At 58.6% G+C, this 21,505-nt stretch carries 24 protein-coding genes and 1 pseudogene; 8 read left to right on the top strand and 17 right to left on the bottom strand.

What is annotated here, in order from left to right; all coding sequences use genetic code 11:
• Nucleotides 1-48 precede the first annotated feature (48 nt).
• The 4 genes from HPC62_RS02225 to HPC62_RS02210 all read right to left on the bottom strand — a co-directional run bounded on the left by HPC62_RS02225 (nt 49) and on the right by HPC62_RS02210 (nt 2,623).
• Nucleotides 49-510: a ferredoxin gene (locus tag HPC62_RS02225; RefSeq protein ID WP_172353562.1), complete on the bottom strand. Its 462-nt coding sequence runs from the start codon at nt 508-510 to the stop codon at nt 49-51.
• A 167-nt stretch (nt 511-677) separates the two neighbouring features.
• Nucleotides 678-1,064 (bottom strand): DUF1257 domain-containing protein, encoded by a 387-nt coding sequence (locus HPC62_RS02220; RefSeq protein ID WP_172353561.1) that lies wholly within the window; start codon nt 1,062-1,064, stop codon nt 678-680.
• An 89-nt stretch (nt 1,065-1,153) separates the two neighbouring features.
• Nucleotides 1,154-1,360 carry a DUF2997 domain-containing protein gene (locus HPC62_RS02215; RefSeq protein ID WP_172353560.1) on the bottom strand — a complete coding sequence of 69 codons (207 nt, stop codon included), beginning with the start codon at nt 1,358-1,360 and terminating at the stop codon, nt 1,154-1,156.
• A gap of 438 nt (nt 1,361-1,798) precedes the next feature.
• Complete coding sequence (locus HPC62_RS02210; protein WP_172353559.1) at nt 1,799-2,623, bottom strand: ABC transporter permease; 825 nt, start codon at nt 2,621-2,623, stop codon at nt 1,799-1,801.
• 183 nt (nt 2,624-2,806) lie between these two features.
• On the opposite strand from HPC62_RS02210, the gene HPC62_RS02205 reads away from it, so the two are divergent.
• Together HPC62_RS02205 and HPC62_RS02200 are read left to right on the top strand one after the other, a co-directional pair.
• Nucleotides 2,807-3,589, top strand: coding sequence for an ABC transporter ATP-binding protein (locus HPC62_RS02205; protein WP_172358732.1), 783 nt, complete (start codon nt 2,807-2,809; stop codon nt 3,587-3,589).
• Nucleotides 3,590-3,695: 106 nt separating this feature from the next.
• Nucleotides 3,696-4,934, top strand: coding sequence for a M20 metallopeptidase family protein (locus tag HPC62_RS02200; RefSeq protein ID WP_172353558.1), 1,239 nt, complete (start codon nt 3,696-3,698; stop codon nt 4,932-4,934).
• 102 nt (nt 4,935-5,036) lie between these two features.
• Here HPC62_RS02200 and HPC62_RS02195 read toward each other — a convergent pair.
• From HPC62_RS02195 to HPC62_RS02185, 3 genes and pseudogenes are all read right to left on the bottom strand, one after another.
• Nucleotides 5,037-5,642, bottom strand: a pseudogene (locus HPC62_RS02195) (Uma2 family endonuclease).
• A gap of 64 nt (nt 5,643-5,706) precedes the next feature.
• Nucleotides 5,707-6,495 carry a DUF4230 domain-containing protein gene (locus HPC62_RS02190; RefSeq protein WP_172353557.1) on the bottom strand — a complete coding sequence of 263 codons (789 nt, stop codon included), beginning with the start codon at nt 6,493-6,495 and terminating at the stop codon, nt 5,707-5,709.
• 56 nt (nt 6,496-6,551) lie between these two features.
• Nucleotides 6,552-7,475 carry a CoB--CoM heterodisulfide reductase iron-sulfur subunit B family protein gene (locus tag HPC62_RS02185; RefSeq protein ID WP_172353556.1) on the bottom strand — a complete coding sequence of 308 codons (924 nt, stop codon included), beginning with the start codon at nt 7,473-7,475 and terminating at the stop codon, nt 6,552-6,554.
• Nucleotides 7,476-7,524: 49 nt separating this feature from the next.
• On the opposite strand from HPC62_RS02185, the gene HPC62_RS02180 reads away from it, so the two are divergent.
• Both HPC62_RS02180 and HPC62_RS02175 read left to right on the top strand, forming a co-directional pair.
• Complete coding sequence (locus tag HPC62_RS02180) at nt 7,525-7,722, top strand: hypothetical protein (protein ID WP_172353555.1); 198 nt, start codon at nt 7,525-7,527, stop codon at nt 7,720-7,722.
• A 116-nt stretch (nt 7,723-7,838) separates the two neighbouring features.
• Nucleotides 7,839-8,093 (top strand): hypothetical protein, encoded by a 255-nt coding sequence (locus tag HPC62_RS02175; protein WP_172353554.1) that lies wholly within the window; start codon nt 7,839-7,841, stop codon nt 8,091-8,093.
• Here HPC62_RS02175 and HPC62_RS02170 read toward each other — a convergent pair.
• The 5 genes from HPC62_RS02170 to HPC62_RS02150 form a co-directional block, all read right to left on the bottom strand.
• Entirely contained in the window at nt 8,085-8,270 is a 186-nt protein-coding gene (locus HPC62_RS02170; protein WP_172353553.1) for a hypothetical protein, read from the bottom strand. The genes HPC62_RS02175 and HPC62_RS02170 overlap by 9 nt on opposite strands.
• A 135-nt stretch (nt 8,271-8,405) precedes the next feature.
• Complete coding sequence (locus tag HPC62_RS02165; RefSeq protein WP_172353552.1) at nt 8,406-9,428, bottom strand: ABC transporter substrate-binding protein; 1,023 nt, start codon at nt 9,426-9,428, stop codon at nt 8,406-8,408.
• A gap of 167 nt (nt 9,429-9,595) precedes the next feature.
• Nucleotides 9,596-11,377 (bottom strand): sodium:solute symporter family protein, encoded by a 1,782-nt coding sequence (locus tag HPC62_RS02160; RefSeq protein WP_172353551.1) that lies wholly within the window; start codon nt 11,375-11,377, stop codon nt 9,596-9,598.
• Nucleotides 11,378-11,419: 42 nt separating this feature from the next.
• On the bottom strand, nt 11,420-12,376 hold the full coding sequence (locus HPC62_RS02155) for an NAD-dependent epimerase/dehydratase family protein (RefSeq protein WP_172353550.1): 957 nt from the start codon (nt 12,374-12,376) through the stop codon (nt 11,420-11,422).
• Nucleotides 12,377-12,526: 150 nt separating this feature from the next.
• Entirely contained in the window at nt 12,527-13,000 is a 474-nt protein-coding gene (locus HPC62_RS02150; protein WP_172353549.1) for a hypothetical protein, read from the bottom strand.
• A 138-nt stretch (nt 13,001-13,138) separates the two neighbouring features.
• Here HPC62_RS02150 and argF point away from each other — a divergent pair, with 138 nt between their 5' ends.
• Entirely contained in the window at nt 13,139-14,059 is a 921-nt protein-coding gene (argF, locus tag HPC62_RS02145; RefSeq protein WP_172358731.1) for an ornithine carbamoyltransferase, read from the top strand.
• A gap of 173 nt (nt 14,060-14,232) precedes the next feature.
• Here the strand turns inward: argF and HPC62_RS02140 are convergent, their stop codons facing one another.
• On the bottom strand, nt 14,233-15,030 hold the full coding sequence (locus tag HPC62_RS02140; RefSeq protein ID WP_172358730.1) for an exosortase-dependent surface protein XDP2: 798 nt from the start codon (nt 15,028-15,030) through the stop codon (nt 14,233-14,235).
• Between the two features lie 540 nt (nt 15,031-15,570).
• Here HPC62_RS02140 and HPC62_RS02135 point away from each other — a divergent pair.
• Complete coding sequence (locus HPC62_RS02135) at nt 15,571-17,487, top strand: ATP-binding protein (RefSeq protein ID WP_390820412.1); 1,917 nt, start codon at nt 15,571-15,573, stop codon at nt 17,485-17,487.
• Between the two features lie 76 nt (nt 17,488-17,563).
• On the opposite strand, the gene HPC62_RS02130 is transcribed toward HPC62_RS02135, so the two are convergent.
• The 3 genes from HPC62_RS02130 to HPC62_RS02120 form a co-directional block, all read right to left on the bottom strand.
• On the bottom strand, nt 17,564-18,034 hold the full coding sequence (locus HPC62_RS02130; protein WP_172353547.1) for a hypothetical protein: 471 nt from the start codon (nt 18,032-18,034) through the stop codon (nt 17,564-17,566).
• Between the two features lie 2 nt (nt 18,035-18,036).
• Complete coding sequence (locus tag HPC62_RS02125) at nt 18,037-18,345, bottom strand: protealysin inhibitor emfourin (RefSeq protein WP_172353546.1); 309 nt, start codon at nt 18,343-18,345, stop codon at nt 18,037-18,039.
• A gap of 141 nt (nt 18,346-18,486) precedes the next feature.
• Nucleotides 18,487-19,218: a C40 family peptidase gene (locus HPC62_RS02120; protein WP_172353545.1), complete on the bottom strand. Its 732-nt coding sequence runs from the start codon at nt 19,216-19,218 to the stop codon at nt 18,487-18,489.
• A gap of 205 nt (nt 19,219-19,423) precedes the next feature.
• On the opposite strand from HPC62_RS02120, the gene HPC62_RS02115 reads away from it, so the two are divergent.
• Nucleotides 19,424-20,371, top strand: coding sequence for a serine hydrolase (locus HPC62_RS02115; RefSeq protein WP_172353544.1), 948 nt, complete (start codon nt 19,424-19,426; stop codon nt 20,369-20,371).
• On the opposite strand, the gene HPC62_RS02110 is transcribed toward HPC62_RS02115, so the two are convergent.
• Nucleotides 20,368-21,018, bottom strand: a complete 651-nt coding sequence (locus tag HPC62_RS02110) for a hypothetical protein (RefSeq protein WP_172353543.1) — start codon at nt 21,016-21,018, stop codon at nt 20,368-20,370. The two genes, HPC62_RS02115 and HPC62_RS02110, sit on opposite strands and share 4 nt — an antisense overlap.
• A gap of 107 nt (nt 21,019-21,125) precedes the next feature.
• On the opposite strand from HPC62_RS02110, the gene HPC62_RS02105 reads away from it, so the two are divergent.
• Nucleotides 21,126-21,284: a hypothetical protein gene (locus HPC62_RS02105; protein ID WP_172353542.1), complete on the top strand. Its 159-nt coding sequence runs from the start codon at nt 21,126-21,128 to the stop codon at nt 21,282-21,284.
• Nucleotides 21,285-21,505: the final 221 nt, after the last annotated feature.

Raw genomic sequence — 21,505 nt, 5'->3', positions numbered from 1 at the left:
CCCCCGGCTATCCCTGGCTATCCCCCGCTATCTCCCACAATCTCTCGCTCACTCTGCCTTTCGTCGCTTTGCCGCGGCCCGCTTCCGCCGCATATTTGCCGCAATCAGGGAGCGATCGACCGGGAAGCCTGCGACAGGAATCACCTGATACTGGCGCTCCTCTTCCAGCTTTTTGAGTTCGGTGTAATCGACCCAGTGAATGCAGTCCACCGGGCAGGTGTCGATCGCTTCCTGGATGACCTCTTCCAGGTCGCCGTCTTGGCGGATAACGCGCGATCGCCCATAGTCCGGCTCAATGAAGAAAGTGTTGCGAGCAACGTGGGCGCAGTGTTTGCAGCCAATACAGGTGACTTCATCCACGTACACCCCCTTTTGGCGAACTGCACCACCCAGTTCTGGCTCAAAGCCCGTGCGATCAGGCGAGTCGCGCCAGTCGCCGCCCAGTTCTGGCTCCAGTCCAGTCGGCTCTGCCGAATCCCACGGCGGATTTGAGGAAGAGAATTCGTCCATATCACACATCACCTCGGTTCGGTCAGCGCAACAGGGCGATCGCCCCAATCGGGCCTAACCTGCTTTCCTGTAAAACTGCACTTCAAAATACTTCAAAAGGCGCGAAGACACGCAAAAGGTCAGCGCTCTGGCTGACCCCTCACAGTCCTAATAAATCGCTCGAAAATCTAGGCGCTCCAGCGCTGCACCACTAACCGGATCGAGCCGTCAGACTGGCGCTGCTCTTCAGCAACCTGGAAACCTTGGCGGGTCGTTTCCTTGACCACCGTGTGATAGGCGTAGCGCTGAGTCACGCGGCGCAGAAAGCCATCGACCGACAGGGGCTGTTGCCAATATTGCAGGTCAGACACCAGCGCATATTCCTGACCGTTCCAGCTAAAGCCAACATCGTAGCCATTGTCCTGCTCGATGACGACCTCAGCTTGGTGGGTTTGTCCGCGATAGCCCCGCACGGGCTGGGGGCCAGCCTTCCATTCCACGCCCAGATCGGTCAGGGCTTGCTGGAGAGAGGTTAAATCGCGGATTTGAGTTTTGATTTGGCTAAAGTGTGACATGAGTTTTCTAACTAAACCAAAGAACAAAATAAACGGAGCGACAGTGATGAAACTCTCAAAGCTCGGCAAGTTGGAGTGAAGAACTCAGCCTACCACTCGCTGAAGGCTGACTGCGATTGGGTCGAAGAAATCGTATTCGGTTGTGCAAAAAACTCGGACGTTGGCTCTTGGCTCACCACCTGCCCCAACTGCGCCTCAATTGCAGCGGTCACCTCGGCACAAGAAGCACCCACAATGCCCGTCACCTTTTCCTGCACGCGACCATCGGGATAGATGATGAATTCCAGCGTTTCCATACGTTCAGCGAATCCTAAATCGAACGAACGTTTGAGCCAAAGCAAACCAAAGCCTGTACCAATCCCTCAACGCCTGCCTAAAAGCTGCCTTGCTGCTCTGCAAGTCCAGCAAAACCAACAGGCTTTTGGAAAACACAACTCTCCCTAGAGGCTCAGACCCTTAACATTTCCTAAGGTTCAAACCAGGCAATCTGCTCAAAAGCTGGGTCAAATCCAAAGAAATGTATCGAGTCAATTGAAGATAAATCGTAACTAAACGTTGTAGAAGGGATAGTAATTACTCTTGTTGTTAGTGTCCCTTAACTTCAAGATGCCGTCAAGAATCCGGGGGGCGATCGCCCGTGATTCCATCTGAAGATTTCCTAATGATTGCAATAGAGGAAAGAGCAATCCCTGTGGACATCCCTAGAAACAGCCGCTTTATCTGGCTCAGCGGGTCTAGTCAGCCCAGGGCGTGAGGCGGCGCGAGATTGCCCGCAGCGTGTAGTCTAGCAGTAGCCCGATGCCGCCGATGATGGCAATGCAAAACAGTACCTTGTCAGTTTGTAGAAACCGCTGCGACTGCACAATGCGAAAGCCCAGTCCGCTCTGCGCTGCTACCAATTCTGCAATCACCAGATAGTTCCACGCGCCGGAAATATTCACCCGCAGCGTATCCAGCACGCTGGGAAAGACCGCAGGCATGATTACCCTAAACAGCACGTCGCGCCGCTTGGCCCCCAGCGTATAGGCAACATTGATCATCTCGTTGGGGATGAATTTCACCGCATCCGCCACCATGATGGCGTTGTACAGCACCACGCCCAGAAAAATAATCAGCACCTTCGACCATTCCCCCAGCCCCACCCAAATCACAATCAGCGGCACAAAGGCGACCACTGGCATGTAGCGCACCGTGCCTACTAGCGGCGCAAACAGGCTCTCCATGCTGCTAAACGTGCCCATTAGAATGCCCATCGGCACGCCCACCGCCGCTGCCAGCACAAAGCCCCCCAGCACCCGCCCGCAACTGGCCAGTACATCGCGCACCAGTCCCTCTTGAACCAGCGCGATGCCAGCCTGCACCACTGCCGTCGGCGTAGGCAGGAAGATGGGGCGCACCCAGCCGCCGTAGCTGGCGATCGCCCACAGCAGTAGCGGCACTCCCAGCGCCAGCCCGATCAGCAGCAGCGCCAGCCGTTTTGGAAAATCCTGACGAATGCCCCAGAAGACGGAGGGCTGGAGGTATTGTTTGGGGGTGGGGCGGATGGGGGGAGCGGTCATGGAGGGATTTTGGAGTTTGGGTTGGGGATTTTGGAGTTTGGGTTAGGAATTTTGGATTGTCACGCCTGAGTCCTGAGCCTTTACCCTGACACCTAAAGTACCAAACGGGGCGGGGGCGGGGGCTATACTTTTGGCAGTTCTCCGTCCTTGATGAGGCCCAGCTTGATTGGGCGATCGCCCTCCATGCCTGACGTTGCCGCTAAATCTGCCGCGTTGCCCAAGCTCGAAGTGTGCCAGGTGTCCAAGTCCTATCGGGTGCAGGGCAAGCTGCTTCAGGTCTTAGACGAGATTAACCTGGAGATTTTTCCGCGTGAGTTTGTCTGTCTGGTAGGGGCTTCGGGCTGCGGCAAGTCTACCCTGCTGAATATTGTGGCAGGGCTGGTGCCGCCCTCTAGCGGAGAAGTGCGGGTAGATGGGCAGGTGGTGCCGGGGCCAGGAGCCGACCGGGGCATGGTATTTCAGAGCTACACCCTTTACCCCTGGCTGACGGTGGCGCAAAACGTCGCCTTTGGGCTGCAACTGCAAAATATGCCCAAAGCGCAGCAGCAGGAGCGCGTTGCCTACTACCTCCACACCGTCGGGCTGACGCAGTTTGCCGGGGCCTATCCCAAGCAGCTTTCCGGCGGTATGAAGCAACGAGTGGCGATCGCCCGCGCCCTGGCCACCAAACCCGAAGTGCTGCTGATGGACGAACCCTTTGGGGCCCTAGATGCCCAGACCAAAGAACAAATGCAGCAATTTCTGCAAGACCTCTGGCAGCAGACCCACATCACCGTACTCATGATCACCCACGATGTCGAAGAAGCCATCTACCTCTCCCAGCGCGTCCACGTCATGAGCAGCCGCCCCGGCCGCCTCAAGCAAGAAGTCCCCATCGATCTGCCTGAACAGCGCGATCTGGATCTGAAGCTGTCTCCGGAGTTTCTCAGCCTCAAGCGGGAGATTTTGCACAGTCTGCGGGAGTGAGAGGGAGTGATGGGGTGATGGGGTGAGATTAAGAAGATTTGTAATCATGGATTATGTGAAGGGACGCGCCTAACCCCTAACCCCCAACCTCTAACCCCTAACTACAATGGTTTTCACTGTCACTGCCTCGCCTTCGGTTGATACGTCTCGCATCCGGCTCCAGATCCGCGCCTTGCAGCCGCAGCTTTCGGTGTGGCGGCGACAACTCCATCAGCGGCCGGAGCTGGGTTTTCAGGAGCAGTTCACGTCAGAATTTATTGCTGCCAAGCTGCGCGAGTGGGGCATTGAGCATGAAACGGGGGTGGCGCAAACGGGGATTGTGGCGCTGGTGAAGGGCGATCGCCCCGGCCCCGTGCTGGCGATCCGCGCCGACATGGACGCGCTGCCCATTCAAGAAGAAAACGAGGTGGACTATCGCTCGCAGCACGACGGACGGATGCACGCCTGCGGGCACGATGGGCATGTGGCAATCGCCCTCGGCACGGCCTACTACCTGTCGCAGCATCGGGACTTTGCGGGCACGGTCAAGTTTATCTTTCAGCCAGCGGAGGAAGGGCCAGGCGGCGCACAGCCGATGGTGGCGGCGGGCGTGCTGAACAATCCTGACGTGAACGCCATCATCGGGCTGCACCTGTGGAACAACCTGCCGCTGGGCCAGGTGGGCATTCGCGCCGGGGCCATGATGGCGGCGGTGGAACTGTTTGAATGTACGATTCACGGGCGCGGCGGCCACGGCGCAATGCCCCATCAGACGGTGGATTCGATCCTGGTGGGGGCGCAGGTGGTGACGGCGCTGCAAACCATCGTGGCGCGGAACCTCGACCCGCTGCAATCGGGCGTGGTGACGGTGGGCAAATTTGAGGCGGGCAAAGCCAGCAACGTGATTGCCGACAGCGCCTACCTGCGGGGCACAGTGCGCTATTTCGACCCGGCGCTGGCAAACTTTTTCGATCGCCGCATTGAAGACATTATCGCGGGCACCTGCCGCAGCCACGGCGCAACCTACGAGTTCCACTATCATCGGCTCTATCCGCCCGTCATCAACGATGGGGCGATCGCCCACCTGATCCGCTCGGTGGCCGAAGACGTGGTGGAAACGCCCGCTGGCGTAGTGCCCGACTGCCAAACGATGGGCGGCGAAGATATGTCCTTCTTTTTGCAGGAAGTCCCCGGCTGCTATTTCTTCCTCGGCTCCGCCAACATCGACCGGGGGCTGGCCTACCCGCACCACCATCCCCGCTTCGACTTCGACGAAACGGCGCTAGGTCTGGGGGTAGAAATTTTCGTGCGCTGCGTTGAGCGATTTGGAACCAACACCCATCCCCTCGACGGCATCTCCCGATAGTCCCCAGATCCAATCCGCGGCTCCAATCCACGGCGACCCCGACATCCGGAAACGCCGGGAGTAATTTGATGAGCAAATTTAGCCATTCTTAGCGAGGCAAGTTTAGTGAGGCAAGACATCCTCTAATCGAAGCTGTAGATTGGGCAACACTCCTGACGAGATTGCCTCACCCAGGCGATATTGCTGCTGACGATACTCCTCAGCCTCCAATTGACAGACAGTGAAGGTCGGCTGTTTGGGTTTGCCAATGAAGCGCGTGCCCCCTAGCCCGCGATAATCAACAATCCAATACTCCGGAATCCCAAAGAGTGCGCATTCCTCAACCTTACGGGCATAGTCTGTTTCCCAGTTGGTGCTGACCACTTCGACGACCAGCTTGATCGAGCGTCCTAAGGTGATCACAGGTTCTTGCTGCCAGCGGGGTTCATTCGCCCAAAAGGTTTCATCGAGAACCACAACGTCGGGACGACGAGCGGTGGCAATTTCTGCAAAGGGTTGAATCAGGCAAGTGCGAGGAATAAACTAAAGATAATGGGCGTTTGTAATGGCAATGCCGATTTGAGTCGCGAGTTTACCGCTCACCGTTTCATGGGGGCCGGTGGGTTCCAGGTCAATCAATTCTCCATCGGCCAGTTCATAGCGGGAGTCATCGCCGTGTTGGGCAATAAAGCGATCGACGGTGAGGGCTTGTGCAGGGGTATAGGTCATGGTCACTCGCATTCTGGGCACTGTGGGCGGGAATGCATTCTGCGGAGCTTGAGGACGTTCGCTTTTACCACCCGCCCAACTCATTCAAGCTTTGCGATCTGGATGTTATTGCAGAGCCGACGGGCTGGCTTGTGGGGTTCCCTGCGGGCATGGCGGAAGCGGGGCAAGCGTCGGGGGCAGGCGGCTGGGGCTGAACCGTGACCTGGTAGCCCGCAGTGCTAAGGAGTTGGGTGATGGCAATCTGAGCGCGATCGCTCGCCGTTTGCAAAATGCCCTGGCTACAGGCCGCCGCAATGATTTCCTGGAGGGTTTGCCGCTGGGCCAGGTCTTGCAGCTCTGGCGCAACGTCTGGCCCCAGCCCCAAAAAGCCGCGATCATAGTCGTACACCTGCGACCGAGTTACGTCAATCTTGCTGTCCAGCAGGCGAGGCGGCGGCAGGCGCAGGGTCACGGTCTCTCCTATCACCTGCACGTCGGCCGGCGAAATCTGCGACAGATCAACGCCTGCTCGCACTTCGCCATAGGCAATGTAGAGCAGCGTCGTTCTGCCAATGGTATAGCCCCCCAGCGTGCGATCGCGGCTAGTAGGCACCACCGCCTGCACCCCAAACGCTGCCGTCGTCAGTTCGCTCATCGTCCGCACCTGCTGCACCACGAGGGACTGCACATCCACCTGGGGCGCAGGCTGCTGCACGGTGAAAAACTCCCGAAGCTGCGTCAAAAAGCGATCGCCCCCCTGCCACAGCCCTACGCCCACCGCCAGCCCCGCCGCCATCACCCCGCCGCTCAGCAGCAGCGACAGGTTATGCAGAAAATTGCCCGCCGCATTCCCCCGCGAATTTGCCTCTGTCATTCCGGCTGCCCTCCTGCTGCCCTCCTGCTGCCTTCCCCTCGCCCAATCCCCAAGCCCTATCCCCGAATCCCCAGCTTCTCTAGCACAGGACGAGTCGAAACCACATGCCGTTCCAACCCCAACTCCTTGGGGCCGATGCCCAGCGCCAGCGCCACCAACTGCGGCAGATGCAGCACGGGCAATCCCAGCGTTTCGCCGATTACCTGCTGCACCTCTGGCTGGCGCGAATCCAGGTTGAGGTGGCAGAGGGGACAGGGCGTGACGAAGCAATCGGCTCCAGCGGCGATCGCCTCCAAAATGTGCCCACCTGCCATCTTGAAAGAAGTTTCGGTGGCATAGCTCGACAGCGGCCAGCCGCAGCACTGCGTCCGCCCCCGATACAGCACCGGCTCCGCGCCCACCGCCCGAAACACGTTTTCCATCGACTGGGGATTGTACGGGTCATCGTAGGCGAGGTGATCTTGCGCCCGCAGCAGGTAGCAGCCATAAAACGCCGCGCACCTCAGCCCCGACAGCCTGCGGGTGACGCGCTGCTGCAATTCTGCCAGCCCAAAGTCGCCGACCAGCGCCCACAGGAGATGCTTCACCTCACTAGTGCCTCTGTAGGGCGAGCAGCCTTCCTGCTTCAGCAGCCCGTTCACCTGGTCAAAATAGGCGGCATCCGATTCTTTGGCGTGTTTCAGCCGCTCATCTACGTGCCCAATTACGCCCTGACAAGTGCTGCAATGGGTCAGCAAGGGCAGGTTCAGTTCCTCCGCTAGGGCAATATTGCGGGCGTTGACGGCATCTTCCAGCAGTTGGGAATCTTCCTTAAACGTGCCAGAGCCACAGCAGGCAGCTTTTTTTAGCTCAACTAGCTCAATACCGAGGGCGCGGGTCAGGGCGTGGGTGGATTGGTACAGTTCTCGGCAGGCTCCCTGGGCAACGCAGCCGGGGAAGTAGGCGTAGCGGAGTGGTTTAGCAGCGGTAGAGGAAGTCATTGAGGCGGTGTTGGAAGGTTGGCGTGGACGCTCTTTAGGGAGCTTTTCTATGATGGCGTGTTTGGCGATCGCCCGTCCTGGTTCTCCGGATCTTTCAAGCTTTTGGGTGCAAACCGGGGGAGGAGGTGTGGATTTTGGATTGTGGATTGGCGATTTTGGATTGGCGATTTTGGGTAGCAAGTCCGGCATGGGCAGGGTTTCCGGCAATTTCATGCCTCGCGCTAGTTCATTTCACGCCTCGCGCTAGTTCAGAAGATTTCGTTGCCCCAGCGGAAAACCCATCTACCTCAGCGGAAATCCGGAATCGCCAGCCCTGCAGGAGAATCTTTAGAATAGACCTGTAAACCTGAGGAGACAACGTAAGTGTCACGACAACTCAAGCGCTGGGAATCTCCCCGGCGAGAAGGGCGAAACGCCAAGGGCAAAGGCGGCAGTGCCCGCCAGCGGCAACTGCGGAAACAGTTCAAAACGCTCAGCCAGAAGCTCAAGCAATCGGGCTCCGACCCGTCGAACCAGACTCCGCCACAGCGCGGCAATCGAAATAACCAGCCGGGGGAGGACGCAAAGTTCTCTCCCGTTTTGCTTTCTGGCTTATTTTTGGGGACTCGCTCAGACTGAGGAATTGTGGGAAGAATGGACATGCAGCGTGGGCAGGCGATCGCCCCGAAATAGCTCCTCGCTGCTCTGCCCAACAGACACCATCACCTGGGCGATTGCTCGCGCCGCCACCAGCCCCGCCAGCAGCGGCACCGTCGCCACGCTCAGCAGCACGTCTTCGGGTTTTAGCTTTTGCATAGGGACTCTGGAAGGAAAGAGGTTTCTCTTCCAGGTATAGCAGGTGGATTGGGGGTTGGGGGTGAGGGAAGAGGGAAGAGAGAAGAACGAAGAACGAAGAGGTTTCGTTTTTCCATCTCTCGCCCCATCACTCCATCACAGTCCCTTGATTAGCGAATCGTCGTACAGCTTCGACGCATCCAGCGGGCTGGAAATTAGCCCAATTTCCTGGCTGGTTTTGGCAGCAAAAGCGAGGCTGTCCATCACATTCAGCGGGTGGCTGGGGTTGAAGATAATTTCCTTATTTTCGGCGACATCGAACATGCGAACCGTGGCCAGTTGTTCAGGCACTTCTTCGGGTTTCACGCCCAGCTTGGCGGCGACGATGGCGTTGGCTTCATCGGGATTCTCGCGCACCAGCTTCACGCCCCTGTCGATCGCCCGCATAAAGGCTTGAATGTCGGCCTTGCGCTCCTGAATCACGGACTCTTTGGCAACCAGCGCTACGGGGATAATGTTGCTGCCTTTGGACGAGAAAATCACCTGACCATTGCCTTCCTTGGCAGCAGTGGTCAGCCAGGGTTCGTAGGTCACGGCCACGTCGATTTTGTTAGCTGCAAAGGCGGCGGCGGCTTCGGCAGCGGGAATCACCTGAAGCTGAATGTCCTTCTCGGTCAAGCCGCCCTGCTCCAGATATTTCCGCAGCAGCAGCGCTTGCAGGGGCAGGGTTTCCCAGGCGACGGTCTTGCCCTTCAGGTCGGCAGGGCTGCTTACGCCGCGGGCCAGAATGCCGTCTGCCCCGTCGGAATAGTCCGAGATCATGATGATTTTTAGCGACGGGTCTTGGGCCGCCATGACGACGGCATCGGGGCCGCCCGTCCAGGCGAGATCCAGGCGATCGGCCAGCAGCGCCGTGTTGACATCGGTGGCCACTTGAAAATAGGTGTCGTTGACCGTGATGCCTTCTTCTTTGAAAAAGTCTTTGGCAACGGCGGCATAGTGCCCCGCAAAGCCTGGCCAGGGCGAGGAACCCACGACCAGCGGTTTGCCAGAGGGGGCAGAGGCAGCAGGCGTGGTCGAATCAGTGGCGGATTGCTGGGGATTGCAAGCGACCAGCAGCCCAAAGGTGACGATGGCAAGCAGACAAAACTGGACGAACCGGCGGGTCAGTCTGAACATGGCGTTTGGCAACTGCAACAACAAGTGACGAACACAGAAATGGTGAAAACAGAAATAGCGAAAACTGAGGTGGCGAAAACTGAGGTGGCAAAGACGGAAATGGCGAAAACTGAGGTGACGAACACAGGAGCGAGGGTTGATTTCTAGAATTATGAACGTTGATAGAGCTAGGAGACAATGCGGGAAGAGTCTAGCGATGGGCGATCGCCCCTCAGCCGTCTTAACCCTACCCAGCCCAGCACCGCAACCCCCAGCGATACCCAGCCCGTCATCGGCTTCAGCAGCAGAAAGCCACCGATGGCGAACATCGCCCCAAACAGCAGGAAACTAGCCGCCAGTGTCCGCAGCAGGTCTTTTCGCAAATCCTGAGCCGGGGCCAGGCCGGTGCGCGATCGCTGCCGGGCCCAGCCAGGACCACCAGGGCGAATCTTGGCATAAAAGGCATCCAGCGTTTCGTCCGATTCGGGTGGCGTGAGATACATCACGCTGACCCACACCATCACCGAAATCGCCGAAGTCACCATCAGCCGCACGCCAAAATCCTCAATCCGCAGCACAGGGACAACGCTCGTCAGCAGCCCAATGACAAACCCCGTCAGCATAGCCGCCAGTTCCGCTGCGGCATTGATTCGCCACCAAAACCAGCGCAAGATCAGCACCAACCCCGGCCCAGTGCCAATAGCAATGACCAGACGAAATACCGTCGTCACATCGGCCGCGAAAAACGCTGCTGCCCCACCCAGCACCGTCACCAACACCGAGGCCAGCCGCCCCACCAGCACCAGTTCCGCCTGGGATGCGGCGGGCTGGATGAACCGTAAATAGAGGTCATTCGTGAGATAAGACGCGCCCCAGTTAATCAGCGTGGACACGGTACTCATAAACGCCGCCAGCAGCGAGGCCACCACCAGCCCCAGCAGCACGGGCGGCAAAAAGTCGAGCATCAGCCGGGGATAGCCCAGTTCTCGGTCTTCCAGCATGGGATAGAGGGCGATCGCTGCTAGGGCCACCACCACCCAGGGCCAGGTGCGAATCACGTAATGCAACAGGTTGAAAAACCAGGCAGCTTTCTCGGCTTCGGCCTCATCTTTTGAGGCCGCCAGCCGCTGGATAAACTCGCCGCCGCCATCGCTGCGCCGAAACGACCACCACTGCACCGCGGCATAGGCGGCAAAGGTCGTCAGGCTAATGCCCGCCGCATCGCTCCAGCAGAAGCCGCCATCCTTAAACCCAAACGGCAAAAACGCCAGCACGTCGATATCCGTTGCCTGCTGAGCTTGGGCCAGCAGCGGAGCCATGCCACCCATTTCGCCAATGGCGTAGGCCGCCACGATAAACGCTCCCACCAGCGCCAGAATGAACTGGAAAAAGTCCGTCGCCACCACGCCCCACAGCCCGGAGAAGCCCGCATACAGAAGCACCAGCAGGCTGACCCCGACCACGCTCCAAAGTTTGGCGCTGTCTCCCGGCGTAATGCCTACGCTCTGCCAGAGTTGCAGCGCGTCCACCACCTTCACCATCGCCAGCATGGCGTAGCCGATGCCGATGCAGTTGATGGGCACGGCAAACAGAAACGCTTTGATGCCCCGCAGCAGGGCTGCCGGACGGCCGCCGTAGCGCATCTCCGTGAGTTGGGCATCGGTCACGATTTCCGAGCGTCGCCACAGCCGCGCAAACACGTAAATCAGAATCAGGTGAGAAATGCCGAAGCTCCACCATTCCCAGTTGCCGACGATGCCGCGAGTGCCCACTACACCTGCCACATAGAGCGGTGTGTCGATGGAAAACGTCGTGGCGGCCATACTCGTGCCCGCCAGCCACCAGGGGAGCGATCGCCCCGACACAAAGAAATCCACCAGGCTGCCCGACCCCTTGCGCGTCAGGTAGAGTCCCAACCCTAGCGAGGCGACGAGGTAGAGCAGGACAATGAGCCAGTCGATCAGTTGCATGAGGGGAAAGAATCAGGGACTAAGGGCGCAGGGCAAGTACCATCAGGCGGTGGCTAGCTCTCGAATCACTGCCTCGATGGGACGCGGGTTCCAGCCGAGGTCGCGGCGGGCCTTGGAGCCATCGACGCGGACGCAGCGATCGTAGAGATAGTGAACCCGTTCGCGGCTGATTGGGGGTTGCCACTGGAGCAGGCGGCCAATGGGGTCGAGCAGGTTGCCGACGACGCGCACCACGGGCGGCGGAATTTCCGCCGGGGCAGGCACGCCAGCGGTTTCGCTGAGCAGGGCAAACATCTCGCGGGTGGTCATTTCGCCCGTGGAAATGATGTAGTGTTCGCCGCGTGGCGCTTTTTCCGCCGCCAGCAGCATCGCCGCCACCAGGTCATCGACGTGGACGATGCCGGTGATGCGATCGCCCCCCGCCCACACCTTCAGCTTGCCGTTGAGAAACGTCTTCACCACGGGCCCAAAGTGCGGATCGTCGGGCCCAAAAATCCCCGACGGCATCACGCTAACGACGTGAAAGCCCTCACTCGCCGCCCGATCCACCAACTGCTGCGCCAGATACTTGGTTCGGTCGTAGGCCGAGGAAAATCCTTGCTGCGTTCGCTGAAAGGTTTCGTCAATCACGCGCCCTTGGGTGTCGCCGTAGATGCCGATGGTGCTGCAATAGACCATCTTGGGCACATTGAGCGATCGCGCCGTTTCCAGCACCGCCCGCGTCCCGTCCACATTCACCCGCTCCATCCGCGCTGCGTCTACAATACCCAGTTCCACATAGGCCGCCGTGTGAAACACCACGTCTGCGCCCTGCATGGCGGTGGTCAAGGCAGCGCGATCGCCCACATCGCCGTAGACATACTCCACGTCGCAATCCGCCAACCGCGATAGATCGCTGCTCTTTCGCACCAGCGCCACCACCGTATCGCCCCGCTGCTTCAGCGCCTTGACCAAGTGCGATCCCGTAAAGCCCGTTGCGCCAGTAACAAATGCTTTCATATAAGGTTCAGGAGTCCAGGTTGCAGAAATCAAGGGGTCGTGGGCTAGGAATTCAGACTTTGGAGAACGAGTTGCAGGACGTAAATGCCCGCAATCAGGTGCCAACCCCCAATCCAAGCTCTAAAATCCCAAATCTAAAATCCCAAATCCCTAGCTCACGCCATTCTCTTCTAGAGACACTGCGCCGTTGGTGTCGAGTACCTGGATAAAGCAGGTGCCGTTGGGAAACACGCGCACGTAAAAAGTGGAGCCGCTGACGATGCCGTAGGTCGTGCTGCCGTCGGGGTTTGCCAGCGTGGCCAGCCCTCCCGGCTGGCTGGTGGCGATCACTTCACTTGGTTTTCTGACGATTTGCAACACGCTCTGTCCGTTTTGCTGCGCCACTTCTGCCAGATGGTTGGGGGTGTTGCAGCGGGCCGTCGGCGGAATGGACTGATTCGGCGACTCGGTAGGGACGGGCGCTTCGGCGGGGGCTTCGGCCGCGGGTGCGTCAGCAGGAACCTCAGTCACTTCCCTAACACCCGCTTGGGGACCCCGATCGCACGCCGCAGCAAACAGCAAGGCACCAAGGCTGGCGATCGCCAATTGAACCGTCCGAGAGCAGATGTAGGAGATTCGTTTCATGAGAGGTATCCAGCGTCATCCAAATCTTCCCCATCATTGTACGCAGAGATGACCCAGGCAGATTGTCAGACGGCAACCAAACGCCACCGCCGAAATCTGGTAGGGTTTTATTTTCACTCAGGCATCGGGGTTGGGCGCATGGTCATGTTAGAAGGACGAGATTTGTTGAGCATGGCAGACTTGAATACTGCCGAAGTCAGCGCCATTTTGGAACTAGCGGCAGACATGAAGGCTGGTCGCGCCAGACCCCGCTGCGAAAAGACCCTGGGGCTGCTGTTTCAAAAAGCCTCAACGCGGACGCGAGTGAGCTTCTCTGTGGGCATTTTTCAACTGGGGGGACAGGTGCTGGATCTCAATGCCAGCGTCACTCAGGTCAGCCGGGGCGAACCCGTGATTGATACGGCCCGCGTGCTGGATCGCTATCTCGACATCGTGGCCATTCGCACCTTCGACCAGAAGGAGCTAGAAACCTTTGCCCACTACGCCCAGATTCCGGTGATTAACGCGCTCACCGATTGGGAGCATCCCTGCCAGGTATTGGCGGATTTGCAGACGGTGCAAGAAGAATTCGGCACGCTAGAGGGGCTAACGCTGGCCTACGTGGGCGACGGCAACAACATGGCGCACTCGCTGATGCTGGGAGCCGCGCTGGTGGGGATGAACGTGCGCGTAGCCAGTCCCGCCGATTATCGACCCCATCCAGATATCGTCGCGCGGGCGGCGGCCATTGCGGGCGATCGCACCGAAGTCCTAGTCACTCTCGACCCAGTTCAGGCGGTTCAGGGGGCCCATGTCGTCTACACCGATGTGTGGGCCAGCATGGGGCAAGAAGACCTGGCCGAAAGCCGCGTCCCTATTTTCCAGCCTTACCAGGTCAACGAGGCGCTCATGGGCAAGGCTGACGGATCGGCAATCGTGCTGCACTGCCTGCCTGCCCACCGCGAAGAGGAAATTACCGCTGCCGTGATGGAAGGTCCCCAGTCTCGCGTGTGGGATCAGGCAGAAAACCGACTCCATGCTCAAAAGGCGCTCATGGCGCTGCTGCTGGGGGCCGCTTGAGTTGAGAAATTTTTGAGAAATTTCAAACCGAGAATTTGGTGCGCTCCGCACTGCCAAAAAGGCGCTCCTCCGAAAGCAGAAGAGCGCCCTTGACGATTGGACTAACTAGCAATCCCTAGTTGAGAATCAGGTATCCCTAGAGGTCGCCAGCGGACGACGCTCTGGTGCAGAACCTAAACTTCCGCTTGGGCTTTGCGCTTGCGACGAGCGGCAATCGCAGCACCCGCAGCTAGCACCGTGCCCGCAATGGTGGCAGGCTCAGGCACAGATGCCGCAACCACCTTGAAGTCTGGTCCGTTGAATGCCGCACCGTTGGCAATCAAGCGCAGGCGATTGGTTCTAGCACCGTTCAGCCACAGACCCTGAGCACCCACCCGTTGACTGTGATTAATTTCAACAGTATCGATGCTGTAGCCTGCATAGTTAGAGGTGCTGCTATCTAGCAGATACTCAGCCAGCTTGTTGCCCGCATCATCCAGCGCCTGCACCAGCAAACTGCTGTTCATGCCACGCTCCCAGAAAAAGAAGCGGTCGGTCGCCCGGTTAAAGAACAGGTCGATAACGAAGCTGCCTCGATCTTCGGTATCGATAATGTTGTTCAGATTAAGGTTGCCCAAACTCGCAACAATGCTGGCATTGGTCGCCGCCTCCAGAACAACACCCGATGCATTATCGCCCCTGTCAGAACTAGCAGCACCTGTGTCACCACCCGTCCACGAATCGTTATGGATAATATTGGCACCTGAGACTAGCTCAAAAGAGCCATAGGTAGTTCCTAGGGCGGCCGTTAGGCTGTCGGTGGTTGTCACCGAGTTCAACCAAATGTCGCCTTTAGGAGCACTGCCTGTGAAGCTGGTGCTGAAGCTAAAAGGTGCGAAGGAAATGCCTGCTGCCCCAGCCGGCGAGGCAAACAGCGCCAGAGCAGTACCAGCGGTCAGCCCAGCCCAGGTAAGGATACGCTTGATGTTCATCATTTGCTTTGACCAGTAGTTTTTGCGGTTGAGAGGTCGAGTCGCGATGCATAGAGAACAGAGAGGTAGCATTCTGAACCTCGCCGTGCTTGTTGAGGAACGCTCGATATGCACCCACTTAGCTACCCATGCTAGCCGCAGGATTTCGCTCGCGTCTCTGGGGTAAACCCATATTTCACCGCATCTTTAATCGAGTCTGTCAGACTGGGGAAAATACTGAGACAAGCCATTTTTTGCCTCAAAAAGCATACCTCTAGACTGACACAAACCCCGTATATCCCGAAGGTTTTGTCTTAAATTTTCACCTTTACAGAGCCAAATAGGCCCCCATTGCTAAGCAGTCGTAATTTTAAGTGCTGCTTTGCGAAATCTGAGGCTGCCCCCCGTAGCCGCCTGGACTGGCCTCCAAAAATCGGCTCAAAAGCATTACAAATGTAACGGCGGGCGTGTTTCAGAACAGGGTATATTAGCTTCGCCTATGTAATGTCCTGGTAATGTCCTGGCAGCCAGGCTAAAGCCAAGGGTGGCTGAAGAATTATGGTGATCGACGAATCAAGTGGACAGGCAAGTCCGGTCAATGCTCGGAAAACCGATATTTTCGACGTATTTGGCTTTAAGCATTACCTTGGGCCAAATCCCTACCTGGAACGGGGGGCTTTGGTGTTTCGGCTGGCGCTGACGGGACATCGAGCGCCGCCGCCGTTGGGTGATTATGTAGAGGCGATCGCCCAGCGATATCCCAAAATGGCGCTCACCGAATACCAGTCCTACGCCGACTTGTTTGTGCAAACCGTGGTCGAGGTCGGCAAGCTGGACATGGATTTGCACTGTGAGCTGTGGAGCCTCCAGCCCACCGAGCCGACGACGATCGCGGTCGAGTCGATCCACGAGTCCACCAGCTATGGCACGGTCTACGCAGTTTGGGACTGGTTCGAGGCGATTTCCAATGGACAGCCCTTTCAGCTTGAAGACCAGATTGCGCTGCTGCAAACCCGCTTTCGCCGATCGGTCTACGGCGGCCCTACGATCTACGCCCTGCTGCGGGCGGCTCATAACCAGGGCATTCCCGCCTTTTATCTGCCCGATGAGGGACTAATGCAGTATGGCTACGGCAAAAAGCTGGTGCGGGGGGTTGCCACGACCTTCGACTGCGATAGCCATGTGGATTCCGACTTTACAACCCGCAAAGACGACTGCAAGGCCTTTCTCAGCACGCTGGGTTTTCCAGTGCCCCAAGGGGCGATCGTTTCCACGCTGAAGGAAGCGCTGAAGGCAGTGCAGTCGATCGGTTACCCGGTCGCGGTCAAGCCTGTGGTCGGGCACAAGGGCATTGGGGTGACGGCCGACGTGCAGGACGACAGCGAACTGGAATTTGCCTTTGACCGAGCGGTTGAAGCCCACGAGGACGGCCAACCCATTGCGGTCATTGTTGAACAGAGCATCTCCGGGCTGGATCATCGGCTGCTGTGCGTGGATGGCAAGTTTGTCGCCGCCACCCAGCGCCGCCCCGCCTCAGTCACAGGCGACGGGCGCTCCACCATTGCCGAGCTAATTGCGCTGGAAAACCGCAAACCAGAGCGGCTCGACACGCCTACCTCGCCCCTGGGCAAGATCATCGTGGACGAGTCGCTGGAACGCTATCTATCGGAGCAGCGGCTTGACCTCGACAGTATCCTCGATCCAGATGAAGTCATCTACTTGCGAAAGGTGGCGAACCTATCGTCTGGCGGGGTCAGCATCGACGCAACCGAGCAGGTTCACCCTGACAATATTGTGCTTGCCCAGGATATTGCTCAGCATTTTCGCCTCGTCTGTCTCGGCATTGATGTGCTTACGTCCGACATTTCGCGCTCCTGGAAAGAGGGCAACTTCGGCATCATCGAAATCAACGCCGCGCCGGGGGTTTATATGCACCTGCGTCCAGCCGTCGGCAACAGCATTGATGTGGCTTCGCGGATTTTAGAAACCTTTTTTGAATCGGGGCAAGCTGCCCGCATTCCCATTTTCACATTCAACTATCTGCCGCTTAAGGAACTGCAAGAGCTAGTTGATCAAATTTTGGTGAACTATCCCAACTGGACAATTGGGGCCATTTGTCGGGATGCCGCCTTCGTCAATCGCTCTCAAAAAGCGCTGACGGGTTCCTATAACACGAAGGTACAAAGCCTGTTGCGAAATCCTAAGCTGGACTTGCTCATTGCAGAATATGACGAAGTGACGCTGGAGCAAGAGGGCTGCTTTTATGACAGCAGCAACATTGTGATTCTGGATGCACCCACAGAACCGGAGAAGGTGCTGTCCCGCAATGTCGCTGACGGCGCAACCGTGGTGATTAAAGAAGGCAACACCATTTCTCGGCGGCGAGAAGGGCTGGTAGAAACCTATGAGCTGGCAGAGGAAGAGCCTTTTCAGCGGGTGTATTGGAAAGAAATCTCCGCGATCCTGTCAGAAAAGTAGCCCGGCCCGTTGCCAGGCAAGACCGCAGCAGCAGCGCTTCAGTCTGTCTACACCCATTCTTGAGGCGATGGATGGGTCAGGGCTGCGTGACCAGCAGTGTGACCGTGTAGTCTGCTGGGGAAGATGGGCCGGTTGTAGGGTAGGGGAGCAGATCGATCAGCTTCACCGTCAGTCCATTCACTGACCGAGCGGCGGCCTCGTCGCCCGGTCGCTGAGTCAGCAAGAGGTCTTGGGCCGGTTGACCCGGCTGGCTGAGCGTGACGATGACTTCCGCCTGCCCCGGCCACACGCAGGTTACATCGCTGGGGCATCGCGAATCTTGTTCCACCCGCACAAAGGTGAGCGTCTGCTGATTGGGCAGGGTGGCTGTGCCGGCCAGGGGCAGTTGAAATGGGCTGTCTGGCTGGACGATTGTTGGCGCAGGCGGGAGGCTAGAGGAAACAGGCGGCGGCACCAGTGGCGTACAGCCCAGAACCAGCGAGGCAAAGAGCAGCGACACCAACCAGGCGGGCTGAGACACTTGTGAAGACAAGGGGCGACAGGGCATGGCTAGCGATGCTCCAGGGCGAGGTCGCGGAGGCGAGACAGCAGCGGTTGCAGCGACGGCGGGGCAGTGAGATCAGTGACGGTGAGGGACTGGTGGCGATCGCCCTCCTGAAGCTCCAGACGGTAGGTCATGACATCCGGCGGACCGGCACTAGTGGCTGCCAACTGGCTAGGCTGCATCTCCATTACATGAGACTGTTGCACCAGGGCTTCTAGTTCCGAGGCTTCTCCCGGTCGCAGCGTGCGAGTATCCACACTGTAGGCTAGCCGCAGGTTGGCAAAGCCGCCGCTGGATTGGAAGTCGATTCGCATAGGAAACAAGGAAGGAAGTGACAGAATGCGGACAATGATTTTATGGTACGGCAGCCAAATGTCCGGGGCGGAGGATTGTCTGGGGCGGAGGATTGATTGAACCCATTGAAGCTGCTAACGGCTGATTGCGCCCACCCAACCTTAATCTCTGCGGCTGGTGTAGCAGGCGACCACGCGGCCGGCTCCGCGAAACTGGCTAAAGTAGGCGCGGCTGACGGCATCGCCCTGTTCCGACAGGACATCAATGCCAATGCCGTTTCGCCCTTGGTCTTTGCCAGAACTGTGAAGGTATTGCCCGTCGCCCAGGTAGAGGCCAACGTGGGTGCAGCGGTCGGGGCGGCCAAAAAACACTAGGTCGCCGGGCTGGAGGTCGGCCATAGGAATCGGCTGCACAAATGCTTCCTGCTGGTAGGCATCGCGGGGCAGCCAGATGCCCGCCGAGGCAAAAGCCGTTTGCACCAGCCCAGAACAGTCGTAGTTGGGGCCGACTGTGCCGCCCCAGAGGTAGTGGTTGGGCTGGGCCATGGCCTGGCGAGCAAAGGCAATGACCTGGGGCAGGCAGGCGTGGATGTCGTCGGTGCTGAGGGCGATCGCCCGATAGGGAGCCTCCGCCACCGTCAGCAGATCTAAGTCTTCCACCGCCACCCAGCCCGGATAGTCATCTTCACACAGCACTACAGAGATCGCGCTGCGGGTCGGGTCGGCGCTGGCATCGGGCAGCGGCGGCAAGATTCGCAGGTATCGTCCGGCTACCGCTTGCGTCGCCAGATCTTTGAGCGCGGGCGAGTCATAAAGATTGAGATTTTCGAGACACTGATAGGCGAAGGTGCGATCGCCCGCAAAATCAGCTTGAATAGACGCAAGGGAAACCATGTCGTACCGGGAAATAAGGCAGGGCTAATCTGCTTTAGCACTCGATCGGCAGTGAAACCCTCAATTCAGAGGAACCCTACTCAACCCTGCTTGGATTCAACTCTTCTTATACTAAGTCGCTGTAGTAATAAGCTGCTGTAGTAGGCCGCCCACAGTCCGCTGCCTTGAATTGCCACAGCCTGCCCTATCCTCCCCCCTTGCCTCCATGCCGTTTTTTCAGCGCGACGACCAGCTTGCCCCACAGGGCGATCGCATTCTTGCCGCCACCCGAGCCGAATTCCCCAGCCTCGCGCCCAATCAAATTGCTTTCACCTGGCTGGTGTATCGACCGCCCATTCCCGTCAACACTGGCGGCGCAATTTCGCCCCAGCAGTTCTGGCAATATCCCGTCAGCGGCTATTCCTATCGTGGCGTAGAGCTCATTTACCCCGCCAGCGTGGTCAAGCTGTTTTATCTGGTGGCGGTGCAGGAGTGGCTAGAGCAGGGCATGATCGCGCCCTCCAGCGAACTGGATCGGGCCATCCGCGACATGATTGTGGACTCCAGCAACGACGCGACGGGGCTGGTGGTGGACATGCTGACGGGCACCACCAGCGGCCCCGAACTGCCCATCGAGCCGTTTGAAACCTGGAAATATCAGCGCAATATTGTGAACCGCTATTTCAAATCTCTGGGCTGGGAAGAACTGGACACAATTAATGTGAATCAAAAAACCTGGTGCGATGGTCCCTACGGGCGAGAGCGGGCCTTTTATGGCGAACTCATGGAAAATCGCAACCTGCTGACGACCGAGGCCGTGGCGCGGCTGCTGCACAGCATCGTGGGCGGCGTGGCGGTCAGCGGCGAGCGATCGCAGGCCATGATGCGCCTGCTGCACCGCAGCCTCAACCCCACGGAGCTAGCCGCCGACCCCGAAAACCAGGTGACGGGCTTTTTGGGCGGCGGCCTGCCGCAGACGGCGCGGCTCTGGTCGAAGGCGGGGCTGATGAGCCGGGTGCGCCACGACGCGGCCTACATCGAACTGCCGGATGCGCCGCCCTACCTGCTGGTGGTGTTCACCGAAGGGCGCGACCATAGCCAGAACGAGGCGATTTTGCCGTTTATTTCCCAGCAGGTAGCGGCGGCCATGATGGAGTTGGGAGTCCGGGGTTAGGGCATGAAGCGGAGGGTGGCGATCGCCCGGTCGTAGGCCTGGCGATACTGGGCATCGGATTCGCCCGTGCCCACCTGGTTGAGCGTGATCAGCACCCAGTTCTTGCCGTCGGGCGTGGGCACTAGCACCTGCTCCATGTCATAGAGGCCGCTGGAGCGAAAGGCGATCGCCTGCTGCCCCGCCACGGTGACTTCCTGAACCTCACGCACGTCTGTAAACCAATCGCTCTGGGCGATCCAGTCGGTGGCAGAGAGTCCCTCTGGGTTGGGCTGGACGGTGACGCTAACATTAGCGGGATACTCCGTGCCGCCCTCATATTCGCCTGCTTGGATGGCGCGGTCATGGTCAATCGTCCAGATCTGCACGGCTTCGCGGGCCACGACCTCCGGCGGAAACTCGGTTTCGCCGTGGGCCACAAACTGGTCGGCAGGATAGGCAAACTGGAACCCAAAGCGATCGCTGCGATAGAGTCCCGATTCTGGTGCAGCCGAAATGGGCGAGGGCTGCCCCGTCGGCGTTCCTGTCCCACCGGGGGGCGGCACGGGCGGCGACTGCACCTGGCAAGAGACCGCGGCCACAACCAGCAGACCCAGGCTGAATCGGTGCAGGGCCAGGCGAGCGGAAGACTGGGGGTTGGGGTTCATCATGAGGCTCCGTCGAGTCTGTAGGGGGCTTGCAGATTGAGTAGCTTCACCAGGAAGACGGCGCGTTCCGCAAGACGCGGCCGGCTCAGCTAAACAGGTTGGCGAGAAACTTGGCAGGAAACACGTTGGCGGAAACTATTTCGGAGGGAGCCATTTTGCCAGAAAACACGTTGGCGGAAACCCTCTTAGCGGCAACCCTCTTGGCAGGAAACACGTTGGCGGTAAAAACGTTGGAGGGCGATCGCCCCCACCGCAAAACCATACGATAAAGTCAAAAGGGAACCTCCATTCGCAGTTTGATCCGCACTCTTTATGATCTGCACTCTATAAACCCGGCATAGATCCGGCAAGATGATGAGGCTAGATTGCCCTCTTTGAAGCCCGCACCGCGCTGCGAGTTCCCCCAGCCCTGATTAAAATTTTCAATCAGTCGGCTCCATCAGTCGGTTCCATCAGTTGATTTCATCAGTCGATTGATCCGTCTGCCGCC

Source organism: Thermoleptolyngbya sichuanensis A183 (genome assembly GCF_013177315.1).
Classification (GTDB): domain Bacteria; phylum Cyanobacteriota; class Cyanobacteriia; order Elainellales; family Elainellaceae; genus Thermoleptolyngbya; species Thermoleptolyngbya sichuanensis.
The sequence above is the reverse complement of the archived record's forward strand: the minus strand, read 5'-3'. Positions and strand labels throughout refer to the sequence as shown.